The organism is Micromonospora yasonensis, from assembly GCF_026013475.1.
GTDB classification, from domain to species: domain Bacteria; phylum Actinomycetota; class Actinomycetes; order Mycobacteriales; family Micromonosporaceae; genus Micromonospora; species Micromonospora yasonensis.
In genome coordinates this window covers 1-13,081 of the sequence record NZ_JAPDPH010000041.1, presented here as the reverse complement: position 1 = coordinate 13,081, position 13,081 = coordinate 1, and the positions used below count along the sequence as shown (strand labels likewise).

General features: G+C 70.3%; 11 protein-coding genes. 8 read left to right on the top strand and 3 right to left on the bottom strand.

All coding sequences use genetic code 11. From position 1 onward, the window contains the following. Positions 1 to 3: 3 nt before the first annotated feature. Positions 4 to 1,527: a UxaA family hydrolase gene (locus ONA70_RS11630; protein WP_265006395.1), complete on the top strand. Its 1,524-nt coding sequence runs from the start codon at positions 4 to 6 to the stop codon at positions 1,525 to 1,527. 131 nt (positions 1,528 to 1,658) lie between these two features. Then, the gene (locus tag ONA70_RS11625) at positions 1,659 to 3,029 is read left to right on the top strand and encodes a mannitol dehydrogenase family protein (protein WP_265006394.1); all 1,371 of its coding nucleotides are present in this window, start codon (positions 1,659 to 1,661) and stop codon (positions 3,027 to 3,029) included. A 24-nt stretch (positions 3,030 to 3,053) separates the two neighbouring features. On the opposite strand, the gene ONA70_RS11620 is transcribed toward ONA70_RS11625, so the two are convergent. After that, entirely contained in the window at positions 3,054 to 3,830 is a 777-nt protein-coding gene (locus ONA70_RS11620) for an IclR family transcriptional regulator (RefSeq protein ID WP_265006393.1), read from the bottom strand. Between the two features lie 53 nt (positions 3,831 to 3,883). On the opposite strand from ONA70_RS11620, the gene eda reads away from it, so the two are divergent. The 5 genes from eda to ONA70_RS11595 all read left to right on the top strand — a co-directional run bounded on the left by eda (position 3,884) and on the right by ONA70_RS11595 (position 8,959). Continuing rightward, a complete protein-coding gene (gene eda, locus ONA70_RS11615; protein WP_265006392.1) occupies positions 3,884 to 4,546 on the top strand; it encodes a bifunctional 4-hydroxy-2-oxoglutarate aldolase/2-dehydro-3-deoxy-phosphogluconate aldolase in 663 nt (220 codons plus the stop codon). Between the two features lie 63 nt (positions 4,547 to 4,609). Further along, positions 4,610 to 5,647, top strand: coding sequence for a sugar kinase (locus tag ONA70_RS11610; RefSeq protein WP_406601184.1), 1,038 nt, complete (start codon positions 4,610 to 4,612; stop codon positions 5,645 to 5,647). A gap of 215 nt (positions 5,648 to 5,862) precedes the next feature. Beyond that, positions 5,863 to 7,506 (top strand): radical SAM protein, encoded by a 1,644-nt coding sequence (locus ONA70_RS11605; protein ID WP_265006390.1) that lies wholly within the window; start codon positions 5,863 to 5,865, stop codon positions 7,504 to 7,506. Next, positions 7,503 to 8,312 (top strand): class I SAM-dependent methyltransferase, encoded by an 810-nt coding sequence (locus ONA70_RS11600; RefSeq protein WP_265006389.1) that lies wholly within the window; start codon positions 7,503 to 7,505, stop codon positions 8,310 to 8,312. Before ONA70_RS11605 ends, ONA70_RS11600 begins: the two co-directional genes overlap by 4 nt. Before the next feature lie 47 nt (positions 8,313 to 8,359). Continuing rightward, positions 8,360 to 8,959: an SRPBCC family protein gene (locus ONA70_RS11595; RefSeq protein ID WP_265006388.1), complete on the top strand. Its 600-nt coding sequence runs from the start codon at positions 8,360 to 8,362 to the stop codon at positions 8,957 to 8,959. A 146-nt stretch (positions 8,960 to 9,105) separates the two neighbouring features. On the opposite strand, the gene ONA70_RS11590 is transcribed toward ONA70_RS11595, so the two are convergent. Beyond that, positions 9,106 to 10,539 (bottom strand): PQQ-dependent sugar dehydrogenase, encoded by a 1,434-nt coding sequence (locus ONA70_RS11590; protein WP_265006387.1) that lies wholly within the window; start codon positions 10,537 to 10,539, stop codon positions 9,106 to 9,108. A 456-nt stretch (positions 10,540 to 10,995) separates the two neighbouring features. Here ONA70_RS11590 and ONA70_RS11585 point away from each other — a divergent pair, with 456 nt between their 5' ends. Continuing rightward, the gene (locus tag ONA70_RS11585) at positions 10,996 to 12,204 is read left to right on the top strand and encodes an aldehyde dehydrogenase family protein (protein WP_265006419.1); all 1,209 of its coding nucleotides are present in this window, start codon (positions 10,996 to 10,998) and stop codon (positions 12,202 to 12,204) included. A gap of 54 nt (positions 12,205 to 12,258) precedes the next feature. Here the strand turns inward: ONA70_RS11585 and ONA70_RS11580 are convergent. Continuing rightward, on the bottom strand, positions 12,259 to 13,081 hold an 823-nt coding region (locus ONA70_RS11580; RefSeq protein ID WP_265006386.1), incomplete at its 5' end, for a carboxypeptidase-like regulatory domain-containing protein.

Sequence of the window (13,081 nt, the reverse complement as noted above, 5' to 3'; positions counted from 1 at the left end):
CCGATGAATCTGGTCCTTCTGTACCCGAATGATGACGTCGCCGTGGCGACCGCGGCCATGCCTGACGGAGCCCGGGTCGAGGTGCGCGGTGGGGGAGAGCTGACCCTGCGCACCGGCGTTCCCGCCGGACACAAGGTGGCCCTACGCGACCTGGCCGCGGGGACGCTCGTGCGCAAGTACGGCCAGGTGATCGGGCGTACGCTGACGGATGTCCGCGCGGGCGAGCACGTGCACGTGCACAACCTTGGGATGCCGGACGACGCCGCCGCCCGAGCGGCGGCCGGCGCGGCGCCCTCGGCCACCCCGGCGCTGCCGCCCGACCTCCGCCGCACGTTCCACGGCTATCGCCGACCGGACGGCCGGGCGGCCACCCGCAACTACGTCGGGGTACTCACCACGGTCAACTGCTCCGCGACGGTCGCCCGCAAGGTGGCCCGGATCACCGAAGACGACACCGAGGGAATCGACGGCGTCGACGGAGTCGTTGCGCTGACCCACGGCACCGGGTGCGGCATGGCCGCCCACGGCCACGGCTGGGAGCTGCTGCGACGCACCCTCGCCGGCTATGCCCGAAACCCGAACATCGGCGGCCTCGTCGTGGTCGGGCTCGGCTGCGAGGTCAACGCGGTGACGGGAGTGATGACAGACCTCGGCGTCGCCGACCGCGTGCCGGTCTCGTCCTACACCATCCAGGACGTCGGCGGTACGTCCTCGGCCGTCCAGCACGGCGTCACACTCGTCCGCGAGATGATCGGCGAGCTCGCCGGCACGGCGCGCACCGAGGTCGGTGTGGAGGAACTCGTCCTCGGCCTGCAGTGCGGAGGCTCCGACGGGTGGTCCGGCCTCACCGCCAACCCCGCCCTCGGCGTGGCCTCCGATCTGCTGGTCGCCGCCGGAGCGACGTCCCTGCTCGGCGAGACCCCCGAGGTCTACGGCGCCGAGCACCTGCTGGCCAGCCGCGCGACCAGCCCCGACGTCGCCGAGGCGCTGATGGAACGGATCCGATGGTGGGAGGAGTACACCCAGAGCCAAGGAACGACGATGGACGCCAACCCCTCGCCGGGTAACAAGGAGGGCGGCATCACCACCATCCTGGAAAAGTCGCTGGGCGCGGTGGCCAAGGCGGGCCACAGCCCGTTGACCGCCGTGCGGCAGTACGCCGAGCAGGTCCCGCGCTCGGGACTGGTCTTCATGGACACTCCCGGCTACGACCCGGTGTCCGTCACCGGGATGGTCGCGGGCGGTGCGAACCTCGTCTGCTTCACGACCGGCCGCGGCTCGGTCTTCGGCAGCCGCCCCGTCCCGACGGTCAAGATCGCCAGCAACGCCGAGATGGCCCGACGGATGGCCGGCGACATCGACCTCGACTGCTCGCCGGTGGTCGAGCAGGGCCTGCCCGTGGAGGAGATGGGGCGCCAGGTCTACGACCTGCTGCTTGACGTCGCGTCGGGCCGGCGCAGCGCCAGTGAGGAGATGGGCCTCGGCGGTGAGGAGATCGTGCCGTGGCAGCTGGGGGCGGTGCTGTGAGCCCGGCCTTCGAGGTGTCCACCGGGGCACGCCGACTCTCCCTCGCGACCCTAGAACCCGCCGCCGGTCACGGCAGGCGCACCTCGTGGACCGCCCCGGCCGTGGATCCACGCGCGCTGCGGGTGGGCGTCGTGCATCTCGGGATCGGTGCCTTCCACCGGGCGCACCAGGCAGTCTTCACCGAGCTGGCCGCGGCGGCGACCGGGCGCGACGACTGGGGCATCACCGGGGTCACCCAGCGGTCGGCGTCCGTGCGTGACCAACTCGGCCCGCAGGACGGCCTCTACTCCGTACTGGAACGCGGGCGCGGCGCGGCACCCCTGCGCGTGGTCGGAAGCGTGCGGGAGGTGCTGGTCGGACCGGATGATCCGGTCGCCGTCGTCGACCGGATCGCCGACCCCGCCGTACGCGTCGTCACCCTCACCGTGACCGAGAAGGGTTACCGCCGCGGCGCTACCGGCCGGCTGGACCGGTCTGACCCGGAGGTGATGGCCGACCTCGCGGGCCGCCCACCCCGGACCGCCGTCGGCCAGCTGGTGCGCGGGCTCCAACGCCGGCTGGCGTCCGACGCCGGCCCGGTCACCCTGCTGTCGTGCGACAACCTGGTCGGCAACGGCACCGTCCTGCGCGGGCTGCTCGACGACTTCCTGGACGCGCTGCCACCGGCTGAAGTCCACGGTCTCGCCGACTGGATCGCCACCTCTGTGCGCTTCCCGTCATGCATGGTGGACCGCATCGTGCCCGCCACCACCGCCGAGGACCGAGCCGAGGCCCTAGCGGTGTTGGGCCTGGAAGACCGGGGCGTCGTGGTCACCGAGCCCTTCAGCCAATGGGTCGTCGAGGACGACTTCGCGGCCGACCGGCCCGCGTGGGAGCTCGCCGGCGCGGTGCTGACCCGGGATGTCGCAGCGTGGGAAACGGTGAAGCTGCGCATGCTCAACGCCACCCATTCGATGCTTGCCTACCTCGGCGCGCTGCGCGGCCACGAGACGATCGCGGCCGCCCTCGCCGACGATCACCTCGCCACTGCCGCGGCCGCGCTCATGGTCGAGGACGTCGCGCCCACTCTGCGCGTTTCCGACGGCCTGGACCTGGCCGACTACCGGCGAGAGGTGTTGGCGCGCTTCGCCAATCCGGCGCTGCGGCACCGTACCGTCCAGGTCGCCATGGACGGATCGCAGAAGCTTCCGGTCCGGCTGCTCGGCACGATCCGGGATCGCCTCGCGGCCGGCGCCGTGCCACGGTACGCCGCGCTCGCAGTCGCCGGATGGATGGTGTACGTGGCTCGGGGCCGGGACGTCCGGGACCGGGACCTGCCGCTGGAGGACCCGTTGGCCGACCGGCTCCGTGCCGCCGCGGCTACCGGTGATGGCGACCCGCGCCGGCTGGTCAGCTCGATGCTGGACATCCAGGAGATCTTCGGAACGGACCTTCGCGACCATGACGAGTTGCGCGCTGTGCTGATCGACCACGTCGCCGGGCTGACCGGCGTCCGCGGCTGAACCGGCCGACGGGGACTGGCCGCCTCAGGCCGTGGACAGCAGGCCGCGCGCGGCCTTGACCTGGTCGACGGCCCGGCGCAGGGCGGCCACGATCTGTTCCTCGCTGTCCGCGCCGAGCCGCGCCGCCGGCACGGACAGGCTGATGGCGTCGGTCGCCGGTGCCTGCAACGGTACGGCCATCGCGAAGCAGAAGATGCCTTCGGTGTTCTCCTCGCGATCCACGGCGTAGCCGCGTGCCCGCACGGTGGCGAGTTCGGCGCGCAGCGCGTCCCGTGTGGTGATGGTGTGCGCGGTAAGGGCCGGCAGCGGCCAGGCCAGGAGTTGGTCCAGGGCGTCGTCGGGGCGGTCGGCGAGCAGTACCTTGCCCAGGGCGGTGGCGTGGGCCGGCAGTTGCCGGCCGATCGCGCTGTAGAGCCGCAAGGGGTGCACCGATTCGCGTTTGGCCAGATAGACGACATGTGCGCCGTCCAGGCGTCCGAGGTGGACGGTCTCCCCGAACTGCTGCGACAGGTCGTCCAGCACCCCGCCCAACAGGCCCACGGTGTCGTCCGTCATGAGGTAGGCGGCGCCGACCTGAAGGGCGCGGACGCCCAGCCCGAATCGGGTTCCGGTGTCGTCGCTCTCCACCCAGCCGCGTTGAGTCATCGTCCGAAGGATGCCGTGCAGGCTGCTTTTCGGGATGTTCAGGGCGCGGGACAGGTCGACCAGGGAACGCCGGTGGGGCGAGGCGGCCAGCGCCTCGAGTACCTCCAGCGTCCGGCCGGCGGACTTCACCGGCGGGAACGGCTCGGGTGATGCCATGGCGGCCACTTTAGCGGGTTGACACCGCGACTGGCGCCGGTAGGGTCATATATGTGACTAGCGTTCACAATGATGAACAGACAGGTGTTGCGTCGACCATCGGCGCAAGCCGCATCCTCCCGGTCGTCGTACTCGACGACGCACGCGACGCGGACCCACTCGCCGCCGCCCTCGTCCAAGGCGGCCTGCACAGCATCGAGGTGACCTTCCGAACCGAGGCCGCCGCCGACGCCATCCGCGTCATGTCCGAGCGCCCGGAACTGCTCGTCGGCGCCGGCACGGTGCTGACCCCGGCCCAGGTCGACCAGGCCGTCGAGGCCGGCGCACGGTTCGTCGTCAGCCCCGGCTTCGGACCCGCCGTCGTACGGCACTGTCAGCAACTCGGCGTCCCGGTCTTCCCGGGCGCCGCAACGCCCACCGAAATCCAGATGGCGCTCGACGCAGGCCTGGACACGGTCAAGTTCTTCCCGGCCGAGCAACTCGGCGGCATCGCAATGGTCAAGGCGCTCGCCGCCCCGTTCCGCTCGCTGCGATTCATCCCGACCGGCGGAGTCAACACCCGCAACCTCGCCGATTACCTTGCCCATCCGGCGGTCCTGGCGGTCGGTGGTACCTGGATGGTCGCTCCCGACCTGATCGCCGCCGCCCGCTGGGACGAGGTGACAGCCCGTACCGCGGCGGCCGTTGCCGCTGCCCGCCCCACCTCGGAGGCATGACCGATGCTCCAGCTCCGTCCCGCCGGGGAGTGCCGATACGACCTGGTGTCGCTCGGCGAAATCATGCTGCGCCTCGACCCGGGCGAGGGCCGGGTTCGCACGGCTCGAAGCTTCCGGGTGTGGGAAGGCGGCGGCGAATACAACGTGGCCCGCGGCCTGCGCCGCTGTTTCGGCCTGCGTACCGCCGTGGTCACGGCCTTCGCCGACAACGATGTGGGCCGGTTGCTGGAGGACCTTGTCCTGCAGGGCGGAGTGGACACGTCGCTCGTGAAATGGATGCCCTACGACGGGACCGGACGCGCCGTCCGCAACGGGCTCAACTTCACCGAACGCGGGTTCGGCGTACGTGGCGCCGTCGGCACCTCCGACCGCGGCCACACTGCCGCCAGCCAGCTGCGCCCCGACGACATCGACTGGGATCACCTCTTCGGCACGCTCGGGGTGCGCTGGCTGCACACCGGAGGCATCTACGCCGCGCTGTCCGCGACCACCCCGGACACCATGGAGGCGGCCATGGCGGCCGCGTCCCGGCACGGCACCGTCATCTCGTACGACCTCAACTACCGGCCCAGCCTCTGGCAGGCGGTCGGCGGGCAGAGCCGCGCGCAGGAGGTCAACCGCCGACTGGCCCGCTATGTCGACGTGATGATCGGCAACGAGGAGGACTTCACCGCCTCGCTCGGCTTCGAGGTGCCCGGCACCGACGCCTCGCTGTCCCACCTGGAAGCAGACAGCTTCAAGCGGATGATCGAGGCGGTCACGAAGGAGTACGACAACTTCACGGTCGTCGCCACCACCCTGCGTACGGTCCGCAGCGCCACGGTCAACGACTGGGGTGCCGTTGCCTGGTCCACCGACATCGGTTTCGTTGAAGCGACCCATCGACCCGGACTGGAAATCCTCGACCGCGTTGGCGGCGGCGACAGCTTTGCCTCCGGACTGATCTACGGATTGCTGGAAGACCGTGGCCTCGCCACCGCCGTGGAATACGGAGCGGCTCACGGAGCCCTCGCGATGACCACGCCCGGTGACACCTCGATGGCCAGCCTGAAAGAAGTCGAGGCTCTCGTGCGCGGCGGCGGCGCCCGCGTCCAGCGGTAACGGACACGGTGACCGCTGGCTCGGCCCCCCTTCGCGTTCGGTGGCACCGACCTGGGTGTACACCGTCATCGCGCTGTACCGTGCCGCTTTGCCGAAATTCCGGGCGCGACAGCCTCGGCGGAGGGAGGGTTGGGAAAGCGTGATCACGGAAGGACGCGTTTGGTCTTCGCGAGGCTGATCACGGCAAGCAGAATCGCCCGCCGCGAGGAGCAGTCATGGCCGCTGTTGAACGGGTCCCCGTTCCTCCGGTGTCATCGGCGGCGAAGCGGGACCGGGACGAGGTGTTCGTCGAGTACACCAAGTCGATCTGCCCGGTGTGCAAGATCGTCGTCGATGGCCAGGTCAACATCCGCGACGACAAGGTGTACCTGCGCAAGCGCTGCCCGGAGCACGGCCCGTTCGAGGCGTTGGTGTACGGCGACGCGCAGATGTATCTCGACAGCGCCCGGTTCAACAAGCCCGGCACGATCCCGCTGACCTTTCAGACGGAGGTCCGCGACGGCTGCCCCTCGGACTGCGGCCTGTGCCCGGAGCACAAGCAGCACGCCTGCCTGGGCATCATCGAGGTCAACACCGGCTGCAACCTGGACTGCCCGATCTGCTTCGCCGACTCCGGCCACCAACCCGACGGCTACTCGATCAATCTGCAGCAGTGCGAGCGGATGCTCGACGTCTTCGTGGAAAGCGAAGGCGAGGCCGAGGTGGTGATGTTCTCCGGCGGCGAGCCCACGATCCACAAGCAGATCCTCGACTTCATCGACGCCGCCCAGGCACGCCCGATCAAGGCGGTCAACCTCAACACCAACGGCATCCGCCTCGCCTCCGACCGGAGATTTGTGGCCGCGCTGGGGGAACGCAACCGGCCCGGCCGGCCGGTCAACATCTACCTGCAGTTCGACGGGTTCGACGAGCGCACCCACCGGGAGATCCGCGGCCGGGACCTACGCGCCATCAAGCAGCAGGCCCTGGACAACTGTGCCGACGTCGGGCTGACCGTCACCCTCGTCGCTGCGGTCGAACGCGGCCTCAACGAACACGAACTCGGTGCCATCATCAGGTACGGCCTGGCTCACCCGGCGGTGCGCAGCGTCTCGTTCCAGCCGGTCACCCACTCCGGCCGGCACGTCACCTTCGACCCGCTGACCCGGCTGACCAACTCCGACATCATCCACCTCATCGCGAAGCAGGTGCCCGACTGGTTCCAGGCCAAGGACTTCTTCCCGGTGCCGTGCTGCTTCCCGACCTGCCGGTCCATCACCTACCTGCTCACCGAAGGCGCCCCCGGTACGCCGGACTTCGCCGTGGTGCCGATCCCGAGGCTGCTCAACGTCGAGGACTACCTCGACTACGTGTCCAACCGGGTCGTGCCGGACCACGCCGTACGAGAGGCGCTGGAAAAGCTGTGGTCGGCGTCGGCGTTCATGGGCACCGACACCACGCGCGACCGCCTCGCTCAGACCGCCGCGGCGCTGGACTGCGCCGACGCCTGCGGCATCAACCTGCCCGACGCGGTCGCGAACCTCACCGACCGCGCCTTCATGATCGTCATCCAGGATTTCCAGGATCCGTACACCCTCAACGTCAAGCAGCTGATGAAATGCTGCGTCGAGGAGATCACCCCGGACGGCAGGTTGATACCGTTCTGCGCCTACAACTCCGTCGGCTACCGCGAACAGGTCCGCGAACAGATGTCCGGCGTAACGGTGGCCGACGTCGTGCCCAACTCGCGGCCACTGCAGCCGATCCTCATCGATTCGCCCTACGGCTCGAAGATCGCCGGGAGCGGCGTGGGGCATCGCCCGGACGGCGAACGCCGCATCGCGCCGGACCGCACCAACGTCGGCCGCGGGATCCGATGAGCGTCCCGATCCAGCCGCCTACGGCCGCCGCAGCCAAAGCATGCTGCGCCGCCACCTACGGCTCTGACGTGGTGGCCCTGCTGCTCGGCGACTCCTACCACCCTGGGGGCCTCGCCCTCACCCGCCGGCTGGCCGACCGGCTGGACCTGCGCCCCGGGAAGGTCGTCCTCGATGTCGCCAGCGGCCGGGGGACCACCGTTCTGGCGCTCGCCACCGAGTACGCCGTCGACGTCACCGGCGTGGACCTGTCCGACGCCAACGTCGCCCTCGCCACCGACACCGCACAGGCCGCCGGCCTCGCCGACCGCATCCGGTTCCAGGTAGCCGACGCCGAACGGCTACCCGTCGATGCGCAGTCGGTCGACGCGGTGGTGTGCGAGTGTGCCTTCTGCACCTTCCCCGACAAACCCGCCGCCGCCGCCGAGTTCGCCCGGGTGCTGCGCCCCGGCGGTCGGCTCGGCATCACCGACGTCACCGTCAATGCCGAGCGGCTCCCGCCCGAGCTGGCCGGGCTGGGAGCGTGGATCGCCTGTGTCGCCGACGCCCGCCCCCTGGACGGGTACGCCGCCCTGCTGCGCGGCGCGGGGCTGACGGTCACCCACACCGAACGTTGCGACGACGCGATAGCGGCCATGATCGATCAGATCGAGGCCCGCCTGGCGCTCGTGCGTATGACCGCACGAGCGCGGGCCGAGGCCCTCGGCGTGGACTTCGACCGCGCCCCGGCGGTGCTGGCCGCCGCCCGCGCCGCCGTCGCCGATCGTGTCCTCGGCTACGCGCTGCTGACGGCCGTGAAACCGCATTGACAGCGAACGGTGACTCCCCAGCGCCGGACAGGAGATCGGAGACGATCATGGCAGCACGGCTCGGCTGGACCATCGCGGCCACGGCCGCGGCCGCGGGCGTGGTCGGGTACCGGGCACTGGTCTCCGGCCAGCTCACCATAGATCTGGGCATCGGCCGGCGGACACGCGCCCTCGGGCCGCAGGTACTCGACATCAACGCGCCCCGCGAGCTGGTCTTCGACGTGATCGCCCAGCCCTACCTCGGCCGGCCCACGAAGGCCCAACGGGAGAAGATCCAGGTGCTGGAACGCGGGGAGGGGATGGTCCTGGCTGCCCACCGCACGCCGGTCGGCCGTGGCCTGGTCACCCAGACGGTCGAGACGGTTACCTTCACCCGCCCCGACACCGTCGACTTCCGCCTCGCGCGCGGCCCTGTGCCGTACGTTCGGGAACGCTTCTCGCTCACCGACGGCGGCGGCCGCACCCGACTGGAGTACACCGGCGAGATGGGCACCGACGGCTGGGCGCCGGGTGCCCGGTGGGCGGCGGTGGTCGCGCGGCGATGGGAGGCGACGGTTGCCGACGCGCTGGCCGCAGTGAAGTCCGAGGCCGAACGCCGGCACGCGCTCGGCCGCAAGCAGCCGACCGACCCTAGCGCGTCGGCCTGATCATCAGAGAACCTCGACCGTGGGTGGACAAGGTGAAGTGGGCAGCCGCTGAGCCACCACAGTTGCCGCAGACGCTGATGCGAGAGGGTGACCCGCAGGCCCGGCACGGCGGACAGGCGGGTCACCCCCGTCGGGGCTGATGGTCGTCAGCGCCGGTGGATCGTGTAGACCGCGCCATTGGTCAGCGAAAGGACGGACAGGTTGCCGTCCGGGCTGGTTTCGATGTCCGTGACGACGCCGAAGTCCCGGCCGATCAGGAGGCTCTCGCTTTCCGTGATCTCGTGCTTGGCGAGGTTGTCCGCCACCCGGTCTTCCAGCCGCGGGTCGTCGACGGCGATCTTCCGGCGGTTGCCGGTCAGGTTGAAGTGGAACAGGTAGCCCCCGTTGAGGGTGGCCGTCGCGGCACCCATGAACAGGTCACCCTGGAACTCCGGCCCGAACGTCCGGCTGTTGAGGAAGCCCATTCCGCCGGGGGCGAGCTCCCACCTCCAGCTGAACTCGGGATCGCTGTAGTGCGCCCCGGGAAGCATGAACAACCTGCCGAGCGCCTCCTGCGGGCTGTCCGCGATGTTGCTCGGCGGCCAGCGGAGTTGCTGGAGGTTCCGGCCGCCGAACGTCGTCTCGATCTCCTTGAACTGGGCGATTCGCTGCACCGGCCCGGCGATCTGGACCCAGCCGCCGTTCATGCCCGGCTCGAGCCGGTTGACCTCGCTGAAACTGTCGTCGCCGTTCTCCTGCATCCAAATATTGCCCGTGGCGGGGTCGACGGCCATGCCGAATCCATTGCGGTGGCCGTACGAGAAGATCTTCTGCACGGTGGCGCCGACCTCGCCGCCCATGGCCGCACCAGGACCGAAGAAGGGGTTGTCGGTCGGCGTCGTGCCGTCGTCGTTGAGGCGCAGGACGACGCCGCTGAGGTGGGCGTTGTCTGGTGCCGGCCCGCCGAACTGGTCGTCGGGCACGGGTGGCCCCGGGCAGGCGGCGGTCGCGCCGCAGGTGAGGTTCTGCAGTTGGCCACGCCGACCGAGGTCGCCCGTGAAGGTGTACAGCTTCCCGTCACGGCCGAAGCTGATCACCCCGCCGTTGTGGTTCGCGCGTGCGGGCTGGCCGGCGTCCTCCTGCCGGGCGCGGATCCGGATCAGGTTGCGGTCGAAGGTGAGCGTTGTGCCGTCCCACACGAACCGGTCGACCCGGTTGCCGAGCAGTGGGGTCTCGCCGAGGATGCTCGTGTCGGTGCCGGTCGTGCTCTCCGTCCAGTACAGGTAGACCCCAGGATTCGTCGGGAAGTCCGGGTGCAGGGCGATCCCGAGCAGGCCTCGCTCGGAGCCGGAGTTGACGGCGAGGTCCAGCGGCGTGCTGGCGATGGCTCCGTTGACGACGCGTTGGACCCGCCCGGTGGTCTTCTCGAGCACGAGCATGTCGTCGACGCCGATGAAAGCCAGGCCGGTGGGGCTGATCAACCCGGTGGCTACGGTCCGCACCGCCAGCCTCGGATCGAGCATCGTCGGGCCGCCCGGCTCGGCGTTCGCTGGGGCGCCGACCGCGGTCATGGACAGCCCGGATGCGGCCAGGGCCAGCATCGCGATCGTCCCTCGCGTTCGGCGGCGGGCGCGCGTTGGTGCTACGCAGCCGCCTCCATTCGGTGCTTCCAGGGTCTTGCGGCGTGGGACGACGGTACGGCGATGTCGTGCGTGCATGCCAGGTTCCCTTCTTGCCCGAGTGGTGAAGAGTGGATTGCGGGCGGCACCGGCCGGTCGCGAAGCCCGACTGCCGCCGAGTAGTGCCGTTCGGTGTGGTGGCCTCCTCTGTCCAACGCCGACGCAGGCGGTCCGTCACGTCCGGACGAACCCGCTGGCGACCGGGTCTCGTGACCTGGAGACCCCGCGGGGCCCGGGGTCGACACGGCCCACGACAGGGCGCCGGCGAAGCCATGCCAGGACCTCGGGTCCCACCGGAAGGCACGCGCCCCGACTGCGCCCGGTTCACTCTCGATCGAAAAATTCCGACAGAGATTGGGGAGATCGGCGTGATGTGCGCTGCGCGCCGGAAAGGATGAGTTCGCGCGGCTGATCACCGACGAGATGGGCAAGGTGCTCGCCGAAGCGGCCGCCGAAATCGAGAAGTCGGCCGTGACCTGCGAGTACTACGCGTCGCAGGCCGCGGCGATCCTCGGGGACGAGCTGGTCGAGATCGACGGTGTCGACGCCTGGGTCGCGTACGAGCCGATGGGCCTGGTGCTCGCGGTGATGCCGTGGAACTCTCCGTTCTGGCAGGCGATGCGCTTCGCCATCCCGGCGATCACCGCCGGGAACGGGGTCTTCCTCAAGCACTCGCCGAACGTCACCGGCTGCGCGCTGGCCATCGAACGGGTGTTCCTGGCGGCGGGACTGCCCGAGGGCGTCTTCACCACGATCGTGGTGGAGGAGCCGCGCGTCCCCGAGGTCACCCGGCGGCTGATCGCCGACGACCGGATCGCCGCGGTGACGCTCACCGGCAGCAACCGCGCCGGCGCGGCCGTGGGAGCCGCGGCCGGCCGTGCCGTGAAGAAATCCGTACTCGAACTGGGCGGCTCGGACGCGTTCGTGGTGCTCGCCGACGCCGATCCCCAGGCCGCAGCCGCCGCTGCGGCGAAGGCCCGGTTCACCAACGCCGGCCAGAGCTGCGTGTGCGCCAAGCGGTTCATCGTCGAGGCGCCCATCGCGGAGCAGTTCACCGCCGCCTTCGTCGCCGCCACCCGGGCCCTGACTGTCGGCGACCCCACCGATCCACGCACGAACATCGGCCCGATGGCCCGCGGCGACCTCCGCGACACCATCCAGCGACAGGTCGACCAGTCCCTCGCCAGCGGCGCCACCCTGCTCACCGGAGGACGACCGCTGCCGGGCAGCGGGTACTTCTTCGAGCCCACCATCCTCGGGAACACCGCGCCCGGCGTGGTCGCCTTCGACGAGGAAACCTTCGGCCCGGTCGCCGCCGTCGCGATCGCCGCCGACGAGGCCGACGCCGTCCGGCTGGCGAATACCTCGCAGTACGGGCTCGGGCTGAGCGTGTGGACCGCGCACCCCGAACACGGCATCGCCATCGCCCGCCAGGTCACCACCGGAGCCGCCTTCATCAACGCCGTGGTCGCGTCCGACGCACGCCTACCCTTCGGCGGGACCAAGCGCAGCGGATACGGCCGGGAACTGGCTGCCTCCGGCCTACGCGAGTTCGTCAACACCCGCACCTATTGGGCGGCGCGTTGATCCGCCACGTGCTTCCGCGGGCCTCGTCGTTTGCACGTGATCTGGCGGATCCGCCTATATCTGGCAGTTGACGGTGGTCAGGCCTCCGGTAGTGATCGGGACGCCGGTGATCATCTGGGTGCTACGGCCCGGTGCCGAGCAGGTGACCGTGTAGGTGCCTATCGGATCCCAGTTCGAGGTGTAGTGGCCGGTCGAGTCGCTGGCGACGGCATCGGTCGTGGGTAGGTTGCCGCCCTGCAGGGTGATGGTCGCGCCGGAGACCGCCGCGCCACCGGTGGTGGTCACGGTTCCGGTGACCCGGCCGGTGGTGGTGAGCTGGATGTCCTGCGTGTTGGTCACGCCGGCGGTCACCGTGACTCCGGTGTAGGTCCGTGCCTGGTAGCCGCCGGCCGTCGCGGTGACGGAGTACGTGCTGGCGGTCACCCCGGTGAACGTGTACCGGCCGGCGGCGTCGGTGGTGGTACTCCCGCTGGAGCCGCCGCTGTAGGTCACCGTGGCACCGCTGATCGCGCCGCCGGTGTTGAGGTTCGTCACCACCCCGGTGAGCGTGCCGGTGTTGCTCAGGGTGCAGTTCACCGTGGTCAGCCCGCCGGTGGTGATGATGACCCCGGTGACCACCTGGGAGGCGTACCCGGGGGCCGAGCAGGTGACCGTGTAGCTGCCGATCGGGTCCCAGTCGGAGGTGTACTTGCCGGCCGCGTCGGTGGTGACGGTGTCGGTGGTCGGCAGGTTGCCGCCCTCCAGGGTCACGGTCGCGCCAGCGAGCGCCGCGCCACCAGCGCCGGTGACCGTGCCGGTGACCCGGCCCGAGGTGGTGAGCTGGATGTTCTGCATGGTGCTCTGTCCGCTGGCCACCGTGACGCCGCTGTAGGTGCGG